The 24,762-nt window shown below is 50.1% G+C and carries 26 protein-coding genes and 5 tRNA genes; all 31 read left to right on the forward strand.

The window, feature by feature from the left end; translation table 11 throughout:
* The first annotated feature begins 9 nt into the window (after window positions 1-9).
* The 31 genes from DW949_RS03795 (at window position 10) to nudC (ending at window position 24,492) form a co-directional block, all read left to right on the forward strand.
* The gene (locus DW949_RS03795) at window positions 10-1,269 is read left to right on the forward strand and encodes a competence/damage-inducible protein A (protein WP_118021934.1); all 1,260 of its coding nucleotides are present in this window, start codon (window positions 10-12) and stop codon (window positions 1,267-1,269) included.
* Window positions 1,270-1,272: 3 nt separating this feature from the next.
* The gene (recA, locus tag DW949_RS03800) at window positions 1,273-2,352 is read left to right on the forward strand and encodes a recombinase RecA (RefSeq protein WP_118021935.1); all 1,080 of its coding nucleotides are present in this window, start codon (window positions 1,273-1,275) and stop codon (window positions 2,350-2,352) included.
* A gap of 2 nt (window positions 2,353-2,354) precedes the next feature.
* The gene (locus tag DW949_RS03805) at window positions 2,355-2,774 is read left to right on the forward strand and encodes a regulatory protein RecX (RefSeq protein ID WP_118021936.1); all 420 of its coding nucleotides are present in this window, start codon (window positions 2,355-2,357) and stop codon (window positions 2,772-2,774) included.
* A gap of 231 nt (window positions 2,775-3,005) precedes the next feature.
* Window positions 3,006-4,541 (forward strand): ribonuclease Y, encoded by a 1,536-nt coding sequence (gene rny / locus DW949_RS03810; RefSeq protein ID WP_118021937.1) that lies wholly within the window; start codon window positions 3,006-3,008, stop codon window positions 4,539-4,541.
* A 163-nt stretch (window positions 4,542-4,704) separates the two neighbouring features.
* Window positions 4,705-4,781: transfer RNA gene (locus DW949_RS03815), tRNA-Asp, on the forward strand.
* 5 nt (window positions 4,782-4,786) lie between these two features.
* A tRNA-Phe gene (locus tag DW949_RS03820) sits at window positions 4,787-4,862 on the forward strand.
* A gap of 7 nt (window positions 4,863-4,869) precedes the next feature.
* Window positions 4,870-4,944 (forward strand) — tRNA-Gly (locus DW949_RS03825).
* 6 nt (window positions 4,945-4,950) lie between these two features.
* Window positions 4,951-5,024, forward strand: a tRNA-Cys gene (locus DW949_RS03830).
* 29 nt (window positions 5,025-5,053) lie between these two features.
* Window positions 5,054-5,142 (forward strand) — tRNA-Leu (locus tag DW949_RS03835).
* Between the two features lie 135 nt (window positions 5,143-5,277).
* Window positions 5,278-6,003: a ScpA family protein gene (locus DW949_RS03840; RefSeq protein WP_118022030.1), complete on the forward strand. Its 726-nt coding sequence runs from the start codon at window positions 5,278-5,280 to the stop codon at window positions 6,001-6,003.
* A complete protein-coding gene (gene scpB / locus DW949_RS03845) occupies window positions 5,957-6,598 on the forward strand; it encodes an SMC-Scp complex subunit ScpB (RefSeq protein ID WP_118021938.1) in 642 nt (213 codons plus the stop codon). The genes DW949_RS03840 and scpB overlap by 47 nt, the downstream gene beginning before the upstream one ends.
* The gene (locus DW949_RS03850) at window positions 6,567-7,286 is read left to right on the forward strand and encodes a pseudouridine synthase (RefSeq protein ID WP_118021939.1); all 720 of its coding nucleotides are present in this window, start codon (window positions 6,567-6,569) and stop codon (window positions 7,284-7,286) included. Before scpB ends, DW949_RS03850 begins: the two co-directional genes overlap by 32 nt.
* A 13-nt stretch (window positions 7,287-7,299) precedes the next feature.
* Complete coding sequence (locus DW949_RS03855; RefSeq protein WP_118021940.1) at window positions 7,300-8,544, forward strand: NAD(P)/FAD-dependent oxidoreductase; 1,245 nt, start codon at window positions 7,300-7,302, stop codon at window positions 8,542-8,544.
* A complete protein-coding gene (gene cmk / locus DW949_RS03860) occupies window positions 8,541-9,209 on the forward strand; it encodes a (d)CMP kinase (protein WP_118021941.1) in 669 nt (222 codons plus the stop codon). Before DW949_RS03855 ends, cmk begins: the two co-directional genes overlap by 4 nt.
* Window positions 9,210-9,221: 12 nt before the next feature.
* The gene (locus DW949_RS03865; protein ID WP_118021942.1) at window positions 9,222-9,851 is read left to right on the forward strand and encodes a 1-acyl-sn-glycerol-3-phosphate acyltransferase; all 630 of its coding nucleotides are present in this window, start codon (window positions 9,222-9,224) and stop codon (window positions 9,849-9,851) included.
* The gene (locus tag DW949_RS03870; RefSeq protein ID WP_118021943.1) at window positions 9,848-11,833 is read left to right on the forward strand and encodes a bifunctional 4-hydroxy-3-methylbut-2-enyl diphosphate reductase/30S ribosomal protein S1; all 1,986 of its coding nucleotides are present in this window, start codon (window positions 9,848-9,850) and stop codon (window positions 11,831-11,833) included. The genes DW949_RS03865 and DW949_RS03870 overlap by 4 nt, the downstream gene beginning before the upstream one ends.
* Window positions 11,834-11,925: 92 nt before the next feature.
* A complete protein-coding gene (locus tag DW949_RS03875) occupies window positions 11,926-13,251 on the forward strand; it encodes a DUF512 domain-containing protein (protein ID WP_118021944.1) in 1,326 nt (441 codons plus the stop codon).
* Window positions 13,252-13,255: 4 nt separating this feature from the next.
* Window positions 13,256-14,587: a ribosome biogenesis GTPase Der gene (gene der / locus DW949_RS03880; protein WP_118021945.1), complete on the forward strand. Its 1,332-nt coding sequence runs from the start codon at window positions 13,256-13,258 to the stop codon at window positions 14,585-14,587.
* Entirely contained in the window at window positions 14,584-15,201 is a 618-nt protein-coding gene (gene plsY / locus DW949_RS03885) for a glycerol-3-phosphate 1-O-acyltransferase PlsY (RefSeq protein ID WP_118021946.1), read from the forward strand. The genes der and plsY overlap by 4 nt, the downstream gene beginning before the upstream one ends.
* A gap of 76 nt (window positions 15,202-15,277) precedes the next feature.
* Window positions 15,278-15,832, forward strand: a complete 555-nt coding sequence (gene rsmD / locus DW949_RS03890) for a 16S rRNA (guanine(966)-N(2))-methyltransferase RsmD (protein WP_118021947.1) — start codon at window positions 15,278-15,280, stop codon at window positions 15,830-15,832.
* Between the two features lie 2 nt (window positions 15,833-15,834).
* Window positions 15,835-16,326: a pantetheine-phosphate adenylyltransferase gene (gene coaD, locus DW949_RS03895; RefSeq protein WP_118021948.1), complete on the forward strand. Its 492-nt coding sequence runs from the start codon at window positions 15,835-15,837 to the stop codon at window positions 16,324-16,326.
* An 11-nt stretch (window positions 16,327-16,337) separates the two neighbouring features.
* Window positions 16,338-16,805, forward strand: a complete 468-nt coding sequence (locus DW949_RS03900; protein ID WP_059075567.1) for a hypothetical protein — start codon at window positions 16,338-16,340, stop codon at window positions 16,803-16,805.
* 134 nt (window positions 16,806-16,939) lie between these two features.
* The gene (locus DW949_RS03905) at window positions 16,940-17,749 is read left to right on the forward strand and encodes an RNA methyltransferase (protein ID WP_118021949.1); all 810 of its coding nucleotides are present in this window, start codon (window positions 16,940-16,942) and stop codon (window positions 17,747-17,749) included.
* 7 nt (window positions 17,750-17,756) lie between these two features.
* A complete protein-coding gene (gene larB, locus DW949_RS03910) occupies window positions 17,757-18,518 on the forward strand; it encodes a nickel pincer cofactor biosynthesis protein LarB (protein ID WP_118021950.1) in 762 nt (253 codons plus the stop codon).
* A 2-nt stretch (window positions 18,519-18,520) separates the two neighbouring features.
* Window positions 18,521-18,994 carry a nickel insertion protein gene (gene larC / locus DW949_RS03915; RefSeq protein ID WP_233539479.1) on the forward strand — a complete coding sequence of 158 codons (474 nt, stop codon included), beginning with the start codon at window positions 18,521-18,523 and terminating at the stop codon, window positions 18,992-18,994.
* Between the two features lie 107 nt (window positions 18,995-19,101).
* Complete coding sequence (locus DW949_RS03920; RefSeq protein WP_118021951.1) at window positions 19,102-19,950, forward strand: ChbG/HpnK family deacetylase; 849 nt, start codon at window positions 19,102-19,104, stop codon at window positions 19,948-19,950.
* 26 nt (window positions 19,951-19,976) lie between these two features.
* A complete protein-coding gene (locus DW949_RS03925) occupies window positions 19,977-20,906 on the forward strand; it encodes an NAD-dependent epimerase/dehydratase family protein (RefSeq protein WP_118021952.1) in 930 nt (309 codons plus the stop codon).
* The gene (locus DW949_RS03930; RefSeq protein WP_118021953.1) at window positions 20,903-21,352 is read left to right on the forward strand and encodes an ACT domain-containing protein; all 450 of its coding nucleotides are present in this window, start codon (window positions 20,903-20,905) and stop codon (window positions 21,350-21,352) included. The genes DW949_RS03925 and DW949_RS03930 overlap by 4 nt, the downstream gene beginning before the upstream one ends.
* Before the next feature lie 12 nt (window positions 21,353-21,364).
* Window positions 21,365-22,651, forward strand: coding sequence for a homoserine dehydrogenase (locus DW949_RS03935; protein WP_118021954.1), 1,287 nt, complete (start codon window positions 21,365-21,367; stop codon window positions 22,649-22,651).
* 11 nt (window positions 22,652-22,662) lie between these two features.
* Entirely contained in the window at window positions 22,663-23,586 is a 924-nt protein-coding gene (thrB, locus tag DW949_RS03940) for a homoserine kinase (RefSeq protein WP_118021955.1), read from the forward strand.
* An 81-nt stretch (window positions 23,587-23,667) separates the two neighbouring features.
* Entirely contained in the window at window positions 23,668-24,492 is an 825-nt protein-coding gene (nudC, locus tag DW949_RS03945) for an NAD(+) diphosphatase (protein ID WP_118021956.1), read from the forward strand.
* Window positions 24,493-24,762: the final 270 nt, after the last annotated feature.

The raw sequence follows: 24,762 nt of genomic DNA on the forward strand, positions 1-24,762 counted from the left end.
GGTGACACTATGTTTGTCGAAGTGGTGACGACTGGCTCAGAACTGCTTCTGGGTGAAATCGTCAATGAAAATTCCCGGTATCTTTCGCGGGAATTGAATGCTCTCGGGTATTCTGTCATATATCATACGACAGTAGGGGATAATCCGGAACGCATGGAAGGCGTACTTCGTACGGCCCTGCAGCGGGCTGACATCGTGATAACGACAGGGGGCCTCGGCCCGACACAGGGTGACATGACAAAAATCATCGGTGCCAGAGTCATGGGAGTACCCCTCGTGTATCATGAAGAGATTGCCGAAGCAATCGGACAGTGGGTCACGGCTCATCATCCGGAACGGAAACTGACAGAAAATCAGAAGCGGCAGGCCATGATTCCCGAAGGTGCCGTCATTTTTTCCAATGGCGCCGGGACAGCTCCGGGTACGGCACTGAAAAAAGGAGAAAAGCTGCTGGTCCATCTGCCAGGCCCGCCGCTGGAAATGCGCTGGATGTTTGAACACCGTCTGAAACCGTACCTGCTCAGGACGTTTGGTTCCCAGGGATATATTGAATCTCTGTATATCAAAATCTATGATATGGGAGAAGCCTTTATTGAAGACAGGCTGATGGACCTTATTAAGGGGCAGTCCAATCCGACACTGGCCATGTACGCACGGCCCGGTTTTGTGGAGGTCCGCGTAACTGCCAGGGCACAGACGGAAGAAGAGGCGCAGGCACTGATGGAACCAGTACGGCAGGAATTGCAGAAACGGCTCCACCGCACAGCCGTAACCTATAATCAGGAAACGATGTCAGCCCTTCTGGGACGGATCCTGAAGGAAAAGAAACTTACGGTCAGCGCGGCAGAATCCTGTACGGGAGGGCTGGTAGGGTCCCTGATCACGGATGTGGCCGGCAGTTCAGCCTACTTCCTTGGATCGGCCGGCACTTATTGCAATGCCATGAAAGAACACATTCTCGGCGTATCGGCAGATACGCTGGCTGCCTATACAGAAGTCAGTCCCCAGACGGCTGCCGAAATGGCCGATGGCAGCCGCCGCCTGTATGGATCAGATCTGGCCATTAGTACGACAGGGATAGCCGGACCATCCGGCGGCAGTGAAGAAAAACCTGTTGGTCTGGTCTATACGGGGATTGCCGGCCCATGGGGAACGGTAACCCATAAAAACGTGTATCCCGGTGACCGGGAAGAAGTGAAGCGCCGTGCCGCAACACGGGCCGTCTATTATGCCGTTCAGTATCTTTTGGAACATACAGAACAGGAGTAAATTATGGAAGCAAAACAAACAGCACTGGAAAATGCTATGCGTAAAATTGAAAAGGATTTTGGCAAAGGGGCTATTATGCGCCTTGGTGACATAGCCGATAAAATGAATCTGGAAGTCATTTCATCGGGATCTCTTGCCGTCGATCTGGCTGTCGGTGTCGGAGGATATCCCCGTGGCAGGGTCATTGAAATCTACGGACCGGAATCGTCGGGGAAAACGACACTGGCTCTCCACGCCATTGCCTCGGCACAAAAAGGTGGCGGTATCGCCGCTTTTATCGATGCGGAACATGCTCTCGATCCGGTGTATGCCCGCCATCTCGGTGTCGATACGGCCAATCTGCTCGTTTCCCAGCCGGATAACGGGGAACAGGCTCTGGAAATTACGGAAGAACTCGTCCGCAGCGGCGCTGTCGATATTATCGTCGTGGACTCTGTAGCAGCCCTGGTACCGAAAGCGGAAATCGAAGGGGAAATGGGCGATTCCCACGTAGGTCTGCAGGCGCGCCTCATGAGTCAGGCACTGCGTAAACTGACGGGCATCATTTCCAAATCCAAGGCCATCGTCATTTTTATCAACCAGCTCCGCGAAAAAGTCGGCGTCATGTTCGGCAATCCGGAAACGACGACAGGCGGCCGGGCTCTCAAGTTTTATGCCTCAATCCGCATGGAAATCCGCAAGGGAGAAGCTATCAAGCAGGGCGGTGAAGTCATTGGCAACCGGGCACGGGTAAAAGTCGTCAAAAATAAAGTAGCACCGCCATTCCGTAACTGTGAATTCGATATCATGTATGGAACAGGGATTTCGCGGGAAGGGACTATTCTCGATCTGGGATCTTCTATGGATATCATCGAAAAGAGCGGGACCTGGTATTCCTATAAGGGAGAACGGCTGGGACAGGGCAAGGAAAATGTCAAACTGTTCCTGAAAGAACATCCGGAAATTGCCGATGAAGTGGAACATATCATCCGTGATACGCTGGCGGCAGAACCGGAAAAATTTGATGCTGTCGTCGAAGAAGTCCATGAAGCAGAAGAAGCCGGAACAGATGATACACTGACAGAATCTTCCGGAGAAGTTTGATAATGGATTATAATGAAGCTTATGCCAGGGCACTGCGTCTGCTGAATGTCCGCTTTCTCAGCGAAGGAGAACTGCGCCGTAAGCTTAAAGTCCGCCATACCGGTGATGAGGTCATCGATGAAGTCCTGGAGACACTGCGGCAGGAGCATTTTGTCGATGACCAGCGCCTGGCAGAGGCAGTGTATGCCTATTATGCCCGTAAAGGGCAGTATGGGCACCGCTATATCGTCAGCCGGCTGCAGAAGCGGCAGCTCCCGATGCCGGAAGATACGCCCCGCGTCGATGAACCGGCTGTGGCGGAACAACTGGTATCCCGGCGTTTCAAAGACGGGACCGATCCCCGCAAGATAGCCCGGTTTCTCCAGTACCGCGGTTTTTCACCTTCTGTCATCAGGGAAATCCTCAGTGACCGGGGTTGGTAAAACATGGATATTATGCCGTTGGATGGCTTATAATTTGTTCATACGGCCTATGAGTTTAACTTGACATCAGTATAAAAAAAATTTACAATTATAGGAGCCGGTTTTCTATACTGGTCATATATTTTGCATAATTGCAGGTTTTTTGAAAATGATGTAAATGAAATAATTACACATATAAAAAGCCGGACGCATGTTCGGCTTTTTATGGTGAAAAGGGGGTGAAAACTGAATATGTTAGCGATTATTGCTGCAGCCGTAGCCTGTGGAATCATCGGTGTCGGGACGGGCTACTTCTACCGCATGAAGATTGCCGAAGGCAAAATCGGAAAGGCGGAAGTAGAAGCGGAACGCATTATTTCTACGGCACGGCAGAATGCAGAATCACGGAAAAAGGAATTGGTCCTCGAAGGGAAGGAAGAAATCCATAAGCTGCGCAGTGATGCGGAACGGGAAAACAAGGAACGCAGAAACGAACTGCAGCGCATGGAACGGCGCCTGTTGCAAAAAGAGGAACATCTGGATAAGAAATCCGATTCCATGGAAAAACGCGATGAAGCTCTGCAGCGCAAGGAAGAAGAAATTACCAGGACACAGGAAAAAATCGAGTTGCTGCACAGCCAGCAGATGGAAGAACTGGAACGTATTTCCGGTCTTACCTATGATGATGCCAAAGAACTCCTGCTGAACAACGTAAAGACAGAAGTGAAGCACGAAACGGCTATGCTCATCAAGAGCCTGGAAGAAGAAGCCAAAGAAGAAGCGGAAGGAAAAGCCCGTGAAATCATTTCTACGGCTATTCAGCGCTGCGCTGCTGACCACGTGGCGGAAACGACTGTTTCTGTAGTGGCACTGCCCAATGATGAAATGAAAGGCCGTATCATCGGGCGTGAAGGCCGTAATATCCGGGCCATTGAAACACTGACCGGTGTAGATCTGATCATCGACGATACGCCGGAAGCTGTCATCTTGTCTTGTTTTGATCCTATTCGTCGTGAAGTAGCCCGGATTGCACTGGAAAAACTGATTGCTGATGGGCGTATTCATCCGGCACGGATAGAAGAAATGGTAGAAAAAGCCCGTAAGGAAGTCAACCAGAAAATACGCGAAGCCGGTGAACAGGCGACGTATGAAACGGGTGTGCATGGGCTGCATCCGGAACTGGTCAAGATACTGGGCCGTCTCCGGTACCGTACGAGTTATGGCCAGAATGTCCTGCGCCATTCTATCGAAGTATCCCAGCTGGCAGGTGTCATGGCCGCTGAACTGGGTGTAGATGAAAACCTCGCCAAGCGGGCCGGCCTGATTCATGATATCGGCAAAGCGCTGGACCATGAAATGGAAGGGACTCACGTATCCATCGGGACAGAAGTCGCCAAGAAATATGGCGAATCCAAACTGGTGGTCAATTGTATTGCATCGCATCATGGTGATGAAGAACCGAAGAGCGTAGAAGCCGTCCTCGTTTCGGCAGCGGATGCTGTTTCGGCAGCACGGCCGGGAGCAAGACGGGAAACACTGGAAAATTATCTGAAGCGGCTTACAAAACTCGAAGAGATCGCAGAATCCTTCGATGGCGTAGAAGATTGCTTTGCTATACAGGCTGGCCGCGAAATCCGCGTAATGGTTAAGCCTGAAAAACTGGATGAAGCCGATTGTGTCCTCCTCGTCCACAACATTGTGAAACGAATCGAGGCAGAACTGGAATATCCGGGACAAATCAAAGTGGTAGTCATCCGGGAAACACGGATGATTGATTATGCAAAATAAGAGGAAATACAGCCCCTGCCAGTACTGGCAGGGGTATTTTTTAGATGAAACTGAGTAATGTAAAAGTTTAATGTAAAAGTTTTTTGAAAAAAGACTTGCCAAATCATAGTGCACATGGTATAATTGTTTTCGTTCGAGGCACTAAGCCTTGAATATATGAAACGGCCTCGTGGTGTAGCGGTTTAACATGTCGCCCTGTCACGGCGAAGATCGTCGGTTCAAATCCGATCGAGGTCGCCATATTTGCTCAGGTAGCTCAGTCGGTAGAGCAGGGGACTGAAAATCCCCGTGTCGGCGGTTCAATTCCGTCCCTGAGCACCACTCATAAGCGGAAGTAGCTCAGTGGTAGAGCACCACCTTGCCAAGGTGGGGGTCGCGAGTTCGAGCCTCGTTTTCCGCTCCATATTATGGCGGCATAGCCAAGCGGTAAGGCAGAGGTCTGCAAAACCTTCATCCCCAGTTCGATTCTGGGTGCCGCCTCCATAATTTTCTTTAATTTTCTTTTACGTCATGCCGAGGTGGCGGAACTGGCAGACGCAACGGACTTAAAATCCGTCGGATAGAAATATCCGTACCGGTTCGATTCCGGTCCCCGGCACCATTTAAACAACACATTGCACTGAGCATGATGGGTTTCGGCTGATGGCTCTGGCAACTTAAAGGTTTGGATGTAAATCCAAGCCTTTTTTGTAATTATGCTTTATGTACTTCTTTCATGACGGAATTGGCGGTATATATGGAAGAATATCGATACAAAGTATCGGATTTTGAAGGCCCACTGGACCTGCTGCTGTATTTGATTGAAAAAAACAAGGTTGATATTTATAATATCCCTATCGTTACGATTACAGACCAGTTCAATGAATATGTCCGGCAGATCGATACCTTCGATGTCAATTATGCCAGCAAGTTTTTTGTCATGGCGGCTACGCTGCTGCAGATAAAATCCCGGCTCCTGCTCCCTAAACCGCCCAGACTGGAGGAAGAGGAAGAAGATCCCCAGGAACTGCTCATCCGTCAGCTGGTGGAATATAAACGGATGAAGCAGATTGCTTCCGTCGTAGCGGAATTATGGGATAAGAGACAGCTCATGGAAAGCAGGGAACGGACGCCGATGCCGTTCGAAAAACAATTTTCCGGCAGTATTGATAAAAAAGCCCTCTATGCTGCTTTTCAGGCCGTTTACGAGGCGCTTCCTGAAAAGAAGACTGTAGAAATTCATCTACAGCAGGAAATATACAGTGTCAGTGAATGTATGCAGCGCGTAGAATATGCCCTGCATCAGGCGTTGCGGCCTGTCCCGGTGCGGCAGATTTTTCAAAGCTGCCGTACGAGAACGGAACTGGTCGTCGTATTTCTGGCGGTACTGGAATTGCTGAAAATCGGCCGGTGCTGTACACTATCAGAAGGAGAGGATGGAAATGCAGCATCCCTGCGATATATCCCGCACGGAGCATCATGAACCGACGGCGGTACTGGAAGCGTTGCTGTTTCTCAGCGGCCAGCCGCTCAGCCTGCCAGAACTATGCACCCATACCGGCTGGAGCGAGGAGAAAGCAGAGCAGACAGCACATACTCTCGCCGCTATTCTGCGCGATGAAAAACGGGGACTGACTCTCATTCAGGTAGCGGGAGGGTATCAGCTGGTTACACGGCCGGAGCTGCATGATGAACTGCAGTGGGTCCATAAGACGACGGCCGAATTATCTCCTATGGCACTGGAGGTGCTGGCAATCATCGCCTTCCGGCAGCCTGTGACCCGGGCTGATATTGAAAAAATACGGGGCGTTTCTTCAGAACGCCTGATAGCGTCACTGCTGCAGCAGGGGCTGATCCGTGATCTGGGCCGGAAAGATACGCCAGGCCGTCCTATCATATACGGTACCAGCGCATATTTCCTGGAATGTATCGGCATGGATTCTCTGTCCGATCTGGCCCGGCAGGTTCCGGAAGAATTGCTGCAGGAACCTGCAGCAGATGCAGAGACAGTAAAACAAGAAGAGAAGATATCTACGGAGGAAGAACATGAAGGAACGCTTACAAAAGGTAATGAGTAACTGTGGCGTCGCCTCGCGGCGGGCATCAGAACAGATGATCCTCGACGGCCGCGTACGGGTCAATGGCGTCATCATCCGGGAACTGGGAACGAAAGCAGATCCGGAAACTGACATCATACTGGTAGATGGAAAACGTCTGGAAGCAGAAAAAAAGTTATATTACCTGTTCAATAAACCCAAAGGCGTCATTACGACTGCCCATGATGACCAGGGCCGTGAAACGGTCATGGATTATTTTAAGAAAATCACGGAGCGGATTTATCCCGTAGGCCGTCTGGATCAGAATACAGAAGGACTGCTGCTCATGACAAATGACGGGGAACTGGCCAACATCCTCATGCATCCCAGTAAGCTTGTCGATAAGACCTACGAAGTAAAAATCAAAGGCCATATTGCCGATACGGTACTGCAGCAGCTGGCCGACGGCGTGGAACTGGAAGATGGCATGACAGCCCCGGCTATCGTCTGCTATAATGGATACGATAATCATACCGGTATCACCAATGTGGAAATTACCATCCACGAAGGCAGAAACCGGCAGGTACGCCGTATGTTTGAACATTTTGGCTTTAAAGTGCATAATCTGCGGCGTGTACAGTACGCCTTCCTGACTTTGAGCGGTGTCAAGCGGGGGGCTTACCGGCCTCTTACGGCAGAAGAAATAAAGGAATTATACAAATATAAATAAGGTGTTAGTAACGATGAAACAGGTTATAGTCGTCGGTGCAGGTGCTGCAGGCATCTTTGCTGCCCTGGCAGCTTCCTCCAGAGGAGCCAGCGTACAGCTTTTTGAAAAAAATGATATTGTAGGGAAAAAGATGGGTATTACGGGCAAAGGCCGCTGCAATCTGACCAATACGGCGCCTATGACAGAATTCATTGCCCGGACGCCGGGGCACGGAAAGTTTCTCTTCAGCGCCTACCGCGCTTTTAGTAATGAAGACCTCCTCCGGTGTGTACATCAATGGGGCCTGGCTACGAAAGAAGAACGGGGCGGCCGGGTCTTTCCTCAGTCGGACAGTGCCATTGAAGTGCGCAAACTCCTGTATCACCAGCTGCTGAAACAGCATGTGGAACTTCATTTGTGTGAAGGAGTGCTGGATCTGAGCCGTCTTGATACGGGATTCATAGTCCGGACAGACCGGGGAAACTATACGGCAGATGCCTGTATCATTACGACGGGAGGGCTTTCCTATCCCGTTACCGGTTCCAGCGGTGACGGATTCCGCTTTGCCGGAAAGCTGGGCCATACGGTTACTCCGTTAAAACCCTCTCTGATTCCTTTTGCGACAGAAGAAACGTGGGTGAAAGACCTGGCCGGGCTATCGCTGCGGAACGTCGATGTTTCTCTATGGAAGCATGGGAAAAAGCTGGCTTCCCAGTTCGGGGAAATGCTCTTTACTCATACGGGCGTTTCCGGACCGGTTATTCTCATGCTGAGCAGTCAGGCAGCGCATAAACCGAAATGGGAATTTCCCATGCAGCTGCGCATCAACCTGAAACCGGCGCTGACACCGGAAATGCTCGACGCCCGGATACAGCGGGATTTTCAAAAATATCTGCGCAAACAGGCTGGCAATGGGCTGCAGGATCTGCTGCCACGCCATCTGATTCCCTATGTCCTCGGACAGGCAGAAATCCCGGAACAGACGCTGATCAATCAGATTACCCGTACCCAGCGTCAGGATCTCGTAACGGTACTCCAGGCTTTTTCCCTGACTCTGACCGGTACGCGTCCCATTGAAGAAGCCATTGTAACGGCCGGCGGCGTATCCGTGCGGGAAATCAATCCCGGGACGATGGAATCAAAAAAAATCCGGAGCCTTTATTTTGCCGGTGAAGTGATAGACATCGATGCCTTCACGGGAGGCTATAATTTGCAGGCAGCTTTTTCGACAGGCTATGTGGCAGGCTGCGCTGCGGCAGAGGAGGAAGCAGACGAATGAGAAAAATTACGGTTGCTATCGACGGGCCGGCTGGTGCAGGAAAAAGCAGTGTTGCGAAGATGGTGGCAAATCGGTTACACTATTTGTATATCGATACCGGGGCCATGTATCGCGCCTTTACCTGGGCCATGCTGGAACGGCATGTCGATATAGAGGATGAACAGGCCGTACGCCAGCTGACGGATTCCATCCAGATCCGTCTGGAACCCGGGGCAGATATATGCCGCGTCTATGCAGACGGACAGGAAATAACAGAAGAAATACGCACGCCTTTCATCTCTTCTCATGTTTCCCAGGTGGCAGCACTTGCAGTAGTACGTACAAAACTGGTACAATTGCAGAGAGACATGGCAAAAGGCGGAGGCGTCATTCTGGACGGCCGCGATATCGGTACGGTAGTCCTGCCCCGGGCAGATCTTAAAATTTATCTGACGGCATCCGTTGCGGCGCGGGCCAGACGGCGGTTCCTGGAATTAAAGGAAAAAGGCAGTACGGAAACACTGGAAGATATTGAAGCCAGCATTGCTGCCAGAGATGATATGGATTCCCATCGGGCTGTCAGTCCGCTGAAACGGGCTGATGACGCTGTCCTGGTGGATAACAGCAATCTTACGCTGGAAGAAACGGCGGACTGTATCTGCCGGATGATTGAAGAAAAACAGTAAGGAAGCAGAGCCATGAGAAATTTTTTCTACGCTATTATCCGGTTTCTCTTTAATCTGGTTACCTATACCTGGCTGGGCATGCAGGTCGCGGGAGAGGAACATATTCCGGAAAAAGGCGCATTCATTGTTGCCTCCAACCATGCCAGCTATTTTGACCCGCCTCTGATAGGGACGGCAATGCGCCACCACCTGATTCACTTCATGGCAAAAGAGGAGTTATTCCATAACCCTCTTATGGGCTGGTTCCTGCGCTATGTCGGTACCTTTCCGGTGCACCGTGGCCGCGTGGACCGCAAAGCGCTGGTAGAAGCGCTGCGGGTGCTGAAACAAGGCTGCGTACTGGGAATATTCCCGGAAGGGACGAGCCGCGATCAGGGGAAGCTGGGAAAATTCCATGAAGGAATGGCAGCTATCGCCATCCGGGCCCAGGTCCCGGTCCTTCCGACAGCAGTCATCAATTCCCGGCATCTTCCGCACAAACAGGGCCCCGTACGGGTCGTGTTCGGTGAGCCGGTCCTGCCCCCCGTTTTAAGCCGGCAGGATAAAGAAAAAGAACGGGACATCATCCATCAGTTTTCAGAAGATATCCGCAGCCGGATTCTGGATCTGATCAACCAGCACGGAGGAGAAAATATGTCATGAATGTATATGTAGCTGATGCCTGCGGCTTCTGTTATGGTGTGCGCCGGGCTGTGGAAATGGCTTCTTCTGCTGCTAGTGGTACTCATACGCTGGGGCCAATCATCCATAACCCCCAGGTAGTAGCCAGACTGGCTGAACGGGGCGTATCACCGGTAGACTCGCTGGATTCTCTCCAGAGAGGGGATACGATCCTCATCCGTTCCCACGGAGTAGGACCAGATGTATACCGGGAAGCAGAAGAAAAAGGGCTTAACGTTGTCGATGCGACGTGCCCTCATGTGAAAAAAGCACAGCAGGATGCGAAAAAAATCATCGAAAAAGAAAAAAATCTTATAATTATTGGCGAAAAAGCCCATCCAGAAGTAATTAGTATTTCACAATGGGGGGCAAATCGTGCTATTATATTAGATAGGGAAGAAATGGCCCAGGCTCTGCCTCCTATGGAACAGGCCGGGGTGGTCGTACAGACGACCTTTTCCCAGGAGCAATTTAAGCGCATCGAACGCATACTGGCAGATAAAATCGCAGACCTCACGGTGTACATGACTATTTGTACGGCGACGCAGCAGCGTCAGCAGGCAGCGATTGACCTGGCAGGAAAGATGGATGCCATGATCGTCATTGGCGGGAAAAACAGTGCCAATACCGGTCGCCTTGCACAAGTGTGCAGAGAACAGGGTTGCCCGACATACCATATTGAAACAGCAGCTGAATTGGATACGGCCTGGTTCAAAGGTATGAAAAATATAGGCATTACAGCCGGCGCTTCCACGCCGGATTGGATAATACAGGAGGTTGTTAATATTATGGAAAATTTGCAAGCAGAAGCCACAGAAGTAATGAGTGAAGAATTGTTGGACAAGTATGATTATGAAGAAAATCCAAAGAAAGGCGACGTAGTAAAAGGCACGGTTATTTCTGTGAACGATGATGCTGCCTATGTTTCCATCGGCACGAAAGCAGAAGCGATCCTGCCGAAAAAGGAAATGGCTGTACCGGCACCGGAAAAAGCTAGTGATTTTGTCAAAGTCGGTGATGAACTGACCGTTGAAATTGCCAACAACATCAAAGAAGAAGGTGCTATTGTCGTTTCCCTCGTCAAGATGAAGAAGGTTGAAGACTGGAAAGAAGTACGCGAAGCATTTGAAAACGATCAGCTCGTTGAATGTACCGGTAAAGAAACCAATAAAGCCGGCCTTGTCGTATCCATCAAATCTCTGCGCGGGTTCATTCCCCTGTCCCAGGGCGATATCCGGTTCGTTAAATCTCTGGATTATCTCGTAGGACAGACATTCCAGGTAAAAGTCATCGATATTGACGAACATAAAAACCGCCTTGTCCTGTCCCGTAAAGCTGTTCTTGAAGCAGAACGGGAAGCAAAACGCGAAGAAGCCCTTAAACATATTGAAGAAGGCGCTGTCCTCGAAGGAACCGTCGTCAAGATTATGCCCTATGGCGCATTCATCGATCTCGGTGGCGTAGAAGGCCTGCTCCATATTTCTGATATTTCCTGGAAACGGATCAGCTCCGTCGATGCCGTACTCAAGCAGGGCGATAAACTGCAGGTCCTCGTACAGAAATTCGATAAAGAACGCGATCGTATTTCCCTGTCCCTAAAAGCACTGCAGAAGAACCCCTGGATTGCAGCCATCGAAAAATTCGAAGTTGGCGATGTCGTTAAAGGCGAAGTCAAGAAGCTGCTGCCTTTCGGTGCTATCCTCGCTATCGATCCGGAATTGCAGGGTCTTCTCCACATTTCTGAACTGACAGAAAAACGCGGTGCTTCTGTAAAAGACCTCTTGAACATTGGCGATATTCTGAACGTCAAGATCATTGGTATTGATACAGATAAGAAGAAGATTTCCCTCAGCGTCCTCGCTTTGCAGAAAGATGACGAAGAACGGGAAGTCCGCAATTATCTCGAAACAGCAAATCAGCAGGAAGAATCGGCCACAATTGGCGACGCTGTAGAAGATAAATAAGTATTCCTGGAAAAAGGATAGCCGGCGTGAACCGGTTATCCTTTTTTTTGGACAGGAATGTGTTATACAATAGTTCAGGAAAGGATGTATATATGTCGGATACATTACATGCGGTCATAGCCAGTGTACAGGAAGGAAGCCGGGCGCAGAAAGAAGGATTGAAAGCCGGCGACACGATTGTTTCGGTCAATGGCCAGCCCGTAGAAGACCTGATTGATCTGAATTTTGCCCTGGCTGACGAAAAGGTACACCTGGTCGTACAAAACGGGGACAGTGTGCGGGACTGCTATTTTCAGAAGCGGTTTGGCGAAGACGTGGGCATTACTATGGAGAATGCCGTTTTTGACCATATACGCCAGTGCTGGAACAATTGCATATTCTGCTTCATTGCACAGATGCCCCAGGGAATGCGTCCGTCTTTATATGTTAAGGACGACGATTATCGCATGTCTTTCCTGACAGGCAGTTTTATCACCTTATCGAATCTGTCTGAAGAAGATATCCGCAGGATCACACGGTTTCATCTGTCTCCGCTCCATATTTCAGTTCATACGACGAACGGGGAACTCCGGCGGCGGATGATGCGGCAGGAACGGACAGATGATATTATGGACCACCTCCGGATCCTGGTACAGCATGATATTGATATGTACTGTCAGATTGTCCTTGTGCCGGGATATAATGATGGCGAAGAATTCAGCCGCACCGTGCGTGACCTGGAATCGCTCCGGCCCAATGTGCTGGGGATAGCTGTCGTACCACTGGGAATGACGAAATTCCGCTCCGGCTGTATGCATCTGGACCCGGTGACACCAGAACTGGCCCGGGATATCATCAGGCGCGCCCAGCCTTTTGTACAGCGCAGCCGCAAAGAGGGCAGGGGGAGTTTCGTTTATCTGGCCGATGAATTTTATCTGAAAGGCGGCGTACCGCTGCCGGACAATGACTATTACGACAACTACGAACAGATTGAAGACGGCATCGGGATGCTGCGCCTGTTCGAACAGCAATGGCACAGCTGGGACGGACCGCTGCGTACGGCCTATGATCAGCCGAAGCGGCTGGCTCTCCTGACCGGTACGCTGGCAGCACCTTTTATCAGCCAGCTCGTACAGGAAGTACAGGTTGCTAATCTGGAAGTGACCGTTGTCCCCGTGGAAAACACTTATTTTGGCAGGCAAATCAATGTGGCTGGCCTCCTCACAGCCCAGGATATGCTTCATGCCTGGCAGCAGTTGGCCGGCGACTGGGATGGCCTTATTATTCCCGGCACAGCATTACGCAAAGGCGAAAATATCTTTCTCGATGATATGACCCTTACGGAATTTGAAGCCCGGGCCGGTGTGCCTGTCGGCGTCAGTGAATTTGCGCCGGAATTGAAGCAGCTTTTATACCATTGGCAGGAGAATAAGGAGTAAAATCATGTATAAACCATTAGTTGCCGTTGTAGGCCGGCCGAATGTCGGTAAATCGACACTGTTCAATGCAGTCGTAAAGAAACGGATTTCCATTGTCGAAGACATTCCCGGCGTAACGAGAGACCGCATCTATTTTGATGCAGAATGGCTGGGGCAGGAATTTACGATGATTGATACGGGCGGCATCGAGTTTGTCGATCAGGATAACCACTTTTTTACGAGTATGCGTTATCAGGCCGAACTGGCTATCCGCGAAGCCGATGTCATCATTTATGTCGTAGATGGCAAGACAGGTATCCAGCCCCAGGATGAAGAAATCGCACATATTCTGCGTTCCTGTGGCAAACCGGTAATCCTGGCGGTCAATAAAATCGACAGTGTAGAACAGGAAATCAATATTTACGAATTTTATAATCTGGGACTAGGCGACCCTATCGGCATTTCAGCGGTCAACCTCATGAATCTCGGCGACCTTCTCGATGAAGTGCTGAAATATATCAAGAAAGTGCCTGTTGATGAAGAAAGCGAAGACGCCATCCATGTTGCACTCGTAGGCCGGCCAAACGTGGGAAAATCGTCCCTGACCAATGCGCTTCTGGGGCAGGACCGGGTCATCGTCAGTAATATTCCCGGAACGACCCGCGATTCCATTGATACGCACTGGACATATAACGGGAATGAATTCATCCTCATCGATACGGCGGGGATGCGGCGCAAGGGCAAAATCGATTTGCCGGTGGAACGATATAGTGTGGTACGGGCACTGCGGGCTGTCGATCGCTCGGACATTGCGGTCCTCGTGCTGGATGGCGTAGAAGGTGTTACTGAACAGGATAAGAAAATAGCCGGTTATATTCATGAAGCTGGCAAGGGCTGCATCATCGTCGTCAATAAGTGGGATCTGGTGACCAAAGACAGCAAGACCAGCCTGAAATACACCGATGACATCCGCCGGGAACTGGCCTTTATGCAGTATGCCCCGATTTTATACGCTTCGGCTCTGACGAAACAGCGTGTCAACCGTCTGGCCGATCTGGTACAGTACGTATCGGAACAGCAGCATATGCGCGTTTCGACCAGTGTCCTCAACGAGCTCATTGAAGATGCCCAGCTTACCAATCCGGCACCGGCTAAAAATGGACGCCCCTTAAAGATTTATTATATGACACAGGCTTCGGTTGAACCGCCTACATTCGTCTTATTTGTCAATGATCCACAGCTTATCCATTTTTCCTATACCCGTTTCCTGGAAAACAAACTGCGGGAAACATTCGGGTTTGAAGGGACACCTATCCGGCTTATCCTGCGCGGCAAAAAGGGAGATGAAGAAGCGTGATAGAAGGAATACTCTGTCTCTTCCTCGCCTATGCAGGCGGTTCCTTCCCCAGCGGTCTGGTCATTGGACATGTATTTTATCACACTGATATCCGTACGGAAGGAAGCCATAATACGGGTGCGACCAATGCCTATCGCGTTCTGGGGAAAGCCGGTGGACTGGCCGTCCTTATCCTGGATATCGCCAAAGGAATCCTGGGCGTCTGGCTTGGCCAGCAGGCGGGTATGCTCATCGCACCGGATCAGATAGAATTATGTATGATTGGCGGCGGACTGCTGGCGATTCTGGGTCATTCCTGTTCCCTGTTTATGAAATTCAAAGGCGGGAAAGGCGTGGCCACCGGCCTGGGGGTCATTTTGTATCTGGCTCCCTGGGAAACGCTCATCGTTTTTGCTGTCTGGTGCATTATCGTGGCCTTCACGCGCATCGTTTCTCTCGGTTCTATCGTGGCGGCTATTCTGGTGCCGGTGACGATGTACCTTTTCCATGAACCGTTTGAAATCGTGGTATTTGGTGTCCTGGCAGCGGCATTTGTCATTATCAGGCACCGTGCCAATATCGTACGGCTCCTCCATGGCAATGAATTGAAAGTAGAACGGATACACAAAAAATAACTGTCCCGGTTTCAGGATTTGTATTTGATATGTAAGGAAAAACGTGTATAATTAACATGTACGAGCAGGTGATGATGTGAGAATCATAGGCGGAAGTGCCAGAGGCAGACAGTTGAAATCCCCGAAAGGGATGCTGACCCGGCCTACACTGGACAGTACGCGGGAAAGTTTATTCAATATTCTGGCTAACTATGGCCTGCAGGATGCGGCCGTGCTGGATATTTTTGCCGGAACGGGAGCTCTCGGACTGGAAGCTCTCAGCCGTGGTGCTGCCTATTGTGTGTTTATCGATCATTATACACAGCACCTGATTCAGGAAAATGCCGATATGTGCGGGTTTTCCGGAAAATATGAGGTACTGCGCATGGATATGAAACGTGCACTGGCCCGGCTGCGCGGGCGGACGTTCCAGTATATCTTTGCCGACCCGCCGTACGATAAAAATCTGGTCAATGATACAATTTCTTTTATCTTTCACTATCAGCTGCTGGCTGCCGGCGGCCTGGTCATTATGGAACACAGCCGCCATGAAGATATATCGGAGAACCCGTTGTATAGCATTATCAGAGAAAAATCCTATGGAAAAGAAACGCGCGTCAGTCTTATCTGCCGCCGTCAGGAAGGGGAATAATTGTGCGTATCGGAATCTGTCCGGGAAGTTTTGATCCCGTGACGAACGGACATATCGATATATTTGAACGAGGAAGCAAGCTGGTTGACAAGCTGATTGTTGCCGTCTTCAGCAATCCGACGAAACAGCCCGTATTTACGATGGCCGAACGGGAAGAAATGCTACGGGAAACGACGAAGCATATCCCGAATATTGAGGTGGCCAGTGCCGGAGGACTGCTCAACGAATATGCTATGTCCCACGGAGCTACGATTATCATCCGCGGTCTCCGTGCACTCAGTGACTTTGAATACGAATTTCAGCGGGCTCTTCTCATGAAACAGATTGAACCGGCTATTGAAACGGTATTCATCATGGCCAATACAAAATATTCGTATGTAAGTTCTACGGGAATCCGGGAACTGGCCTGCTTTGGAGGCAAGCTGGACGGCATGGTGCCGGATTATGTGGAACAACGCTTGAAAGCTAAATTTAAGGATAAATACAAGGTATAGGGGTGGACAACATGAATTCTGATAAGTTGTTGGAAGATTTGGAAAGTTTAGTACTGAATGCGTCAAAGATGCCCTTTACGAACAAAAAGATGATTGAAGAAGAAGAACTCCTTCAGATCATTGATGATTTGAAAGCATCCATGCCGGCTGAGTTAGACGAATCTAAAAAAGTTCTGGCAGAAAAAGATAAAATCATTGCCGATGCCCAGCGCCATGCGGACAGTATGGTTGCCCAGGCAAAAGATTACATTGCCAAACTGACAGAAGAAAGTGAATTGGTACGGCAGGCACAGGAACATGCCAATCAGATTGTCATGAGTGCTACGAAATCCTCTGATGAACTCAAGAGCAGTTCTATTACGTATGCTGGTGACGTCTTGAAATATGTGGAATCGACATTGGAAAAGACGCTGACCAGTATCCGTCAGAACCGGGAAAGCCTGCTTCAGTCCAACCGGCAGGATAATAGCAAACAGTGATGCAGTAAATCAGATTACAAGAGACCGTCACACGAAGAGAAATACTTTGTACGACAGTCTCTTTTTGCGTTAAGGCATAAATAAGGCCGGAAGGCTCCGGCTGCTTGTATTTGGTACGATGCAGGGAGAAAACGATGAAAGAGATAACATCACGGGATAATCAGTGGGTCAGGATGGCCCATTCGCTTAAAAAGAAAAAGGGTCGTCAGGAACAGAGCCGGTTTTTGGCAGAAGGATACCGGCTGCTGGCAGATGCTATCCGGGTAGGCATTATGGATGGCATCTGCTTCGTTACGGAAAAAGGCATGCATCATGAAGGATTTGACGCATTCCTGGCAGAAGGAGAAACTTTAGGCTGGACATTTTTTCGTGTAACCGACAGTGTGTACGATAAAATAAAAGATACGGGGAATCCTCAGGGAATGGCGGCTATGCTGCCACTGTTTCCGTATACGCTCCAGGCACTGGATACGCTGGAATCTGACCGGCCCGTCCTCTATCTGGAAGATATTCAGGACCCGGGCAATCTGGGTACCATTCTGCGTACTGCCGCGGCCAGTAATGGCGCCGCTGTCCTTTTGAGCGAAGGCAGTGTCGATGTGTATAATGACAAGGCGATCCGCAGCGCCATGGGAGCCATATTCAAGGTCCCTGTCATACAGCACGTCACACTGGATGATCTGCTGGCATTCCGGAGGCGGAGTGGCCGTTTCCTGCTGGGTACGGCGCCCCTGGGGAAGGTGCGCTATACAGATGCGCCGTATGAAAAACCAGTCATTCTGGCGTTTGGCAACGAAGGAAATGGCCTGTCCCGTACGCTGCAGGAACAATGCGATGCCCTGATCACGATACCGATGAAACCGGATACGGAATCACTCAATCTCTCACTTTCTGCAGGAATTATCCTGTATAAGGCGTGGGAAATCAATGGATTTAAGGAGTAATGCCAATATGGATATAACCAGTATTTTAGAAGATTATAAAAAAGGGACACTGTCTCTGGAAGCAGCACAGGCAGCTCTGGCACAGGGCAGAAGTCCCCATACGGAACAGACGGCAGATCTTGGCTTTGCCAATATTGATCTGCAGCGTCAGGAACGGTGCGGATTTCCCGAAGTCGTATATTGTGCCGGAAAAACCGTAGACCAGTCTGTCACTATTTTATCCCTTTTGATGAAGCAGTATGACAATGTCATTGGCACGCGGGCCCCAAAAGAAGTCTATGACCGGCTGCTTCCTGATTTTCCGGACGTACAGTACGATAATCTGGCACGCATGGTTTATCAGCGCAAGGATACCACCATCGTCAATGGCGACAGGACGATTGCCGTCGTCACAGCTGGCACCAGTGATATTCCCGTTTCGGAAGAAGCGGCTCTTACGGCTGAAATCATGGGAAATAAGGTCATACGCGTTTACGACGTGGGCGTTGCCGGCATTCACCGTCTGCTGAACCGGGTCGATGACATACGGAAAGCCAATGTGGTCATTGTCGTCGCCGGCATGGAAGGCGCCCTGGCCAGTGTCGTCGGCGGGCTGGTGAGCCAGCCTGTCATAGCCGTGCCGACCAGCATCGGGTACGGTGCCAATTTCCATGGCCTGTCTGCCCTTTTGGCTATGCTCAACAGCTGTGCAGCCGGTGTCTCTGTCGTTAACATCGACAATGGATTTGGTGCCGGCCGCCTGGCGGACATATTGAACCGGATGAGGTGACGATGATGGAAACACTCTGGCAGATGGAAGCCAATATTGACGATATGAATCCCCAGAATATGGAATATATTTTCCGGTGCCTTCTGGATCTGGGAGTCAATGACGTGTGGGCCATGCCGATGCTCATGAAGAAATGCCGGATGGCCTCCATGCTTTGCGTTTTATGCCGGGAAGACCTTCTGGAAAAAGCAGCCGATATTATTTTTAAAGAAACGACTTCTGTAGGCGTCCGCTATTTTCCTGTCAGCCGCATCGCCTGCAGACGGTCTATACAGACTGTGACTGTATCAGGTGAAACGCTTCATTGTAAAATCTGCTGGTCCGGTGATGCAGTGACCAATATTTCTGCAGAATACGATGATTGCCGGGCTGCAGCCGTAAAGACCGGTATTCCACTGAAAGAATGGCAGCGTCGTGTCCTGGAAGCCGCCTGGCAGCGCTATGGCGGGAAAAAATATGAAGAGACAGCAACTTGAACAATGCGTTTCCTGAAGCGTCTCTCAGAGAAAAACAACTTGTCTCTTGCAAATAAACAATTGTCCGTGTATAATAGTGAATGAGTTCAAAAAAGGCGATTCTGATTATGAATAGATTAATTATCAATGCAGATGATTTCGGTATCCATCAGGAAGTAAACCAGGCTGTAGCCATTGGCTTTGATACTGGCATCCTGAGGAGTACATCCCTTCTGGCATCGGGGCCGGCGTTTCCTGAAGCCGTAGCCGTTGCCAGACAAAGACCGGGCCTGGGAATTGGCATCCATCTCTGCCTGGTCGGGGGCCTGCCGCCTGTTTTATCACCGCAGGAAGTTCCCAGTCTCGTCGATGAACGGGGCTTGTTCCCTGATAGTTACGGGGAATTTATGAAACGGGTATATACGGGCCGGATCCAGTATCAGGAGCTGTATCGTGAGCTGGATGCGCAAATGGAGAAAATCATGTCCCAGGGGCTTACCATTACCCATGTAGACAGTCATCAGCATCTGCATGTACTGCCACAAGTCTGGGTTATCGTACAGGCCCTGATGAAAAAATATCATCTCCACCGGCTGCGCATTCCCGACGAATCGTATCTTTTCAAGATGTGGACCGCCAATCCGGTCCGGGCTCTGGGCCGCGATGGCCTGACTTTTTTTGCCAGGAAGGCCCGTCGTGACGCACGGCATCTTGGATTTTCCATGGCCGATTATTTTTGGGGCATGGCAGACGGGGGAAATATGAACGAAACGAATCTGCGCTATATCATCGGTCAGATGCCCTTTGGCATACATGAAGTGATGATGCATCCCGGCTGTCACACATCCGTTCTCAGCCAGATATTCCATTGGGGATATCACTGGCAGGATGAATTAGCGGCCATCGTTTCACCGGGAATCCGTCAGCTCATCGAAAGCCACCATATTGAACTCATCCATTATGGTAATCTGCCGTAAGTTACGGGAGTGGGGAGTGGTACGTATTGAATATATTGGTTACAGGCGGTGCCGGTTTTATCGGTTCACACCTCGTTGATACCTTAGTAGAAGCCGGTCATGATGTAACGGTATTGGATGATCTTAGCAGTGGCAGGAAAGAATATGTCAATCAGGCAGCCCGGTTCTGTCAGGGCGATGTCCGGGACACGGAAGCGCTGGACCGTCTGTTTGCCGGAACCGCTTTTGATGTTGTGTTTCATGGAGCAGACAAGACACAGGCCCCCTGTTCCATGCTCCATCCCCGGGAAGAAGCCGATGTCAGTATTCTGGGCCTGATCAATGTGCTGGAACACTGCCGCAGGCATGATGTGAAAAAGATACTTCTGTCTTCTTCGGCTGCTGTATATGGAAATCAGGAAAAAGGCCTGGCCGACGAAACAGCACCGGTACAGCCGCAATCCTTTTATGGACTGACGAAGGCAGCAGCAGAAGCCTATGCTGCTTTGTATCACCGTATGTACGGTCTGCCCTATGCTGTCCTGCGTTATGCCAATGTATATGGCGAACGTCAGGGAAGCGGCACGGAAGATGGCGTAGTCAGTCTGTTTTCCCGGGCGCTGGCAGCAGGAAATCCTATGACCATCTATGGTGATGGAAATCAGTCCCGGGATTTTATCTATGTCAGGGATGCAGCATCTGCCAGTATGGCTGCTATGGCCGCAGACGTCCCCAGCGGCATTTACAATATCAGTACTAAAATCGAAACGACCATCAATGCCCTGAAAGAAATATTGATGTATTTTGCCCAGATACGGACGGAAGTAACCTATGAAGAGGCAAAGAGCGGTGATATCTACCGGTCCGTCCTCGACAATGGGAAAGCTGTACAGACACTGAACTGGCGGCCGAAAACAAAACTTCTGCCAGGCTTGATGACGACGTTTTCTTACTTTTTAGGGAGGGATGAACTATGAAAAAGGATACGAGCCATAACTTCTATCTGGTCCGGGAAGACATCCTGCCAGAAGCGATTAAAAAAACAATCCGCGTCAAAGAAATCCTCAAGCATCATCAGAGCCATACCATCAATGAAGCGGTAAAGATGATGGATTTGAGCCGCAGTGCATATTATAAATATAAAGACTATGTTTTTCCGTTCCATGATGTCACACAGGGAAAAATCGTCACCTTATCGCTCATGATTTTCGATAAACCCGGTGAACTGTCCCAGGTGCTCAATACGGTCGCGGCCAGCAATGGCAGCATCCTGACCATCAACCAGGGCATTCCCCTGCAGGGAATGGCAGATGTCAGTATTTCTATTGAAACAAAGAATATGAATATTTCTGCCGATGAATTAATGAAGAAATTAGATAAACTGCCAGGAGTCAGCAAAGTTGATATTATCGGGCAGGCCTAAGGAGGGGGCTGTATGAAACACGTTGCAATTGCATTGTTGGGCTGTGGCACTGTTGGCAAAGGGGTTGTCGATTTATTGAGCCGCAACGGCCAGCTCATAGAAGAACAGCTGGATACGCATATCAGCATCAAACGGATACTCATCCGGGATTTACCGAAATATGAACGGATGGATCTGCCGGATACGATTGCCCTCACGACGGATTTCAACGATATCATCAATGACGATGAAATTGAAATCGTAGTCGAAGTCATGGGAAGTGCTGATTTTGCAAAAGAATGCATCGAACAGTGTTTCAAGCGGGGGAAGAGCGTAGTCAGTGCCAATAAAGACCTGATTGCTGATTATGGGATTCCGCTTTTGAAACTCAGTCAGGAAAATAATGTCGATTTCCAGTTCGAAGCCAGCGTAGCCGGCGGTATTCCGGTCATCCGTCCCATGTATTCGTCACTCAACAGCAACCGCATCGAGCGCATCATCGGTATCATGAACGGAACGACAAACTATATCCTGACCAACATGACCGAACGGGGCCTGTCCTATGAAGAAGCCCTGAAAGAAGCCCAGGACAAAGGGTATGCCGAAGCGGATCCGACCAATGATGTCAGCGGCTATGATGCGGCCCGTAAAATCGCTATTCTGGCAACACTGGGATTCCATTCGGCTGTCACGTTCCGCGACGTCGCCGTAGAAGGCATCGAGAAAATCACTCATGAAGATATCGCCCATGCCACAGAAATGGGATATGCCGTGAAGCTGCTGGCCATTGCCCAGCAGAATGACGATGGGATTTCTCTCAATGTCCACCCGGCCTTTATTCCCAGGAGCCACCCCCTGGCAAATGTCGGAGGTGCCTATAATGCGGTGTATGTGCGGGGCAACTGTGTCGGGGATGTCATGTTTTACGGGCAGGGCGCCGGCGCATTCCCGACAGCGAGTGCTGTTGTCAGCGATGTCATGAATGTCATCCTTCATTTTAATCTGACTGTGACAGGGAAACGGAAATATGTCTGGCATGATACGAAAATGACGGATCCCCGTTCTATCCGGGCTCCCTATTATCTGCGCATGATTGTCGATAACGCACCGGGCGTTTTGTCCAGTATTTCCGGCGTATTTGCAGAAAACCGCATCAGCATCCGTTCTCTCATCCAGAAAGATGAAACGAAGGAAATTGCTGAAATCGTGATTCTCATCGATGCATCTGCCGATGGGCTGGTACGGGATTCCCTGAAAAAAGTGACGTCCCTTTCCTGCGTCCGCCGTGTTGCCAATGCGATCAGAGTCATTGAAATTTAGAGGTGCTGATTATGACGAAGAAAGTACATGTAAAAATTCCGGCCACATCGGCCAATATGGGATCCGGGTTCGATGCCGTCGGCATTGCCCTGACACTATATAATGAAATACTATTTGAAGAACGGCCGGGAGCGGAAGCGATAACCATAGAAATCAAAGGAATGGGTCAGAATGAAATCCCGACAGATCCCAGAGAAAATCTGGTATCGGAAGCCATGGAATACGTGGCAAATCGCAATGGCCAGCCGCTTCCTGCAGGTCATCTGACACTGATCAACCGCATTCCGCCGGCACGCGGCCTGGGCAGCAGCTCGGCAGCTCTCGTTGGCGGTATCATGGCAGGAGATGCTCTTACGGGGCGGAAACTGACAAAAGAAGATATCCTGATTATAGCCAATTCGATGGAAGGGCATCCCGATAACGTAGCCCCTGCGACGTATGGCGGTCTGACATCGTCTATCATCGTCCATGACAAGGCCATTACCAATTCTGTGCCTGTAGGGAATGACTTATCTTTCATTACGGTCAGTCCGGAAATTGAAGTTTCTACGGAAGAAGCGAGACAGGCTTTGCCTGATACGATTGATTATAAGAGTGCCGTATTCAATGTCAGCCGCGTCAGTTTCCTCTTGTCTTCCTTCTTTACGAAGCGGTATGAGTACTTAAAGTACAGTCTTCAGGATAAGCTTCATGTTCCGTACCGGATACGGCTGATTCCCCACGGTCAGGACGTACTGGATGCGGCAACCGCAGCCGGTGCCCTGGGTTCTACTATCAGCGGTTCTGGTTCAACCCTCATCGCCTTTGCGACAGAACGGGAAAAAGAAATAGAAGAAGCGATGATTTCTACGTTTGCCGGGTATGACATCCATTCCTTCGGACATATCCTCAAAGCGGATAATCAGGGTGCCACCTATGTAGAAATTTCTGAGTAATCCCAGACTAAGGGAACGTATGTATAAAAAACGGAGAGAGGCTGCCTACAGACAGCCTCCTTTCCTTTGTAAGGAGAATATATGATTCAGGATATCAGTCCCTACACGTATCACAACGAATTTATGCCAGTCCCTATAGACGAAAAGGCATGTATCTTATCCTATGATAAAAAGAGCGTCCTCGTGCGGCAGGAAGGAAATCAGTTCACACTGCCGGCTGCCTCTGATTTTCCCGGATGGAAGGCCGATAATTTTATCTGGCTTTTTGCCATTGACGATATACCATTTTTCCTGGCCCGGCGCACACTGCCAGCTCCTGAAGGCTTCACGTATGTGCCTATCCGATATATGCGCCATGCCGGTCCGCGGCACCTGGCATTTGCTTGTGTTACCGGTATGTCACTGGCCGGGTGGTACCGCCATCATCAGTTATGCGGCTGCTGCGGCCGGCCATTGCAGCACAGCAAAAAAGAACGGATGCTGTACTGTCCATCCTGCGGCATCATGAATTATCCCCGTATCAATCCGGCAGTCATCGTGGCTGTCCGGAACGATGACAAACTCCTCGTATCGACATACGCCGGCAGGGAATATACGAATATGGCGCTCATTGCGGGATTTGCCGAAATCGGAGAAACCATTGAAGAGACGGTTCATCGGGAAGTCATGGAAGAAGTGGGCATACGCGTCAAAAACCTGCGGTTCTATAAAAGCCAGCCCTGGTGTTTTACCGATACACTGCTGTTTGGATTTTTCTGTGACCTCGACGGGGCAGATACGCTGCGGGTGGATCATGAAGAACTGGCGACAGCCCGCTGGATCGGCCGGGATGAAGTACCGGATGATGTGGAAAAAGTCAGCCTGACCATGGAAATGATGACTTTGTTCAAAGAGGGAAAGGCATAGCAAATCCCTTGACAGTCATGGGTAAAGTTGCTACAATTATTACCAACATAAAAGCGATGAGCGGAAGAAGCGGTTTTGGTTCTGTCCCAGAGAGATGCTGCACCGGTGAAATGGCATTGGCAGGGCGTACTGCAGGTCACCCGTGAGCTGGCAGAAGGAAAAGTCTGCCCGTCTGACAGGCGTTAGCTGTCTGATGAAGAGGCCGCGTGAGGCGGCAATTTAGGTGGTACCGCGGAAGAACTAAGCGCCTTTCGTCCTAAGTGAGGACGA

The organism is Megasphaera sp. AM44-1BH, assembly GCF_003467125.1.
GTDB lineage: Bacteria > Bacillota > Negativicutes > Veillonellales > Megasphaeraceae > Megasphaera.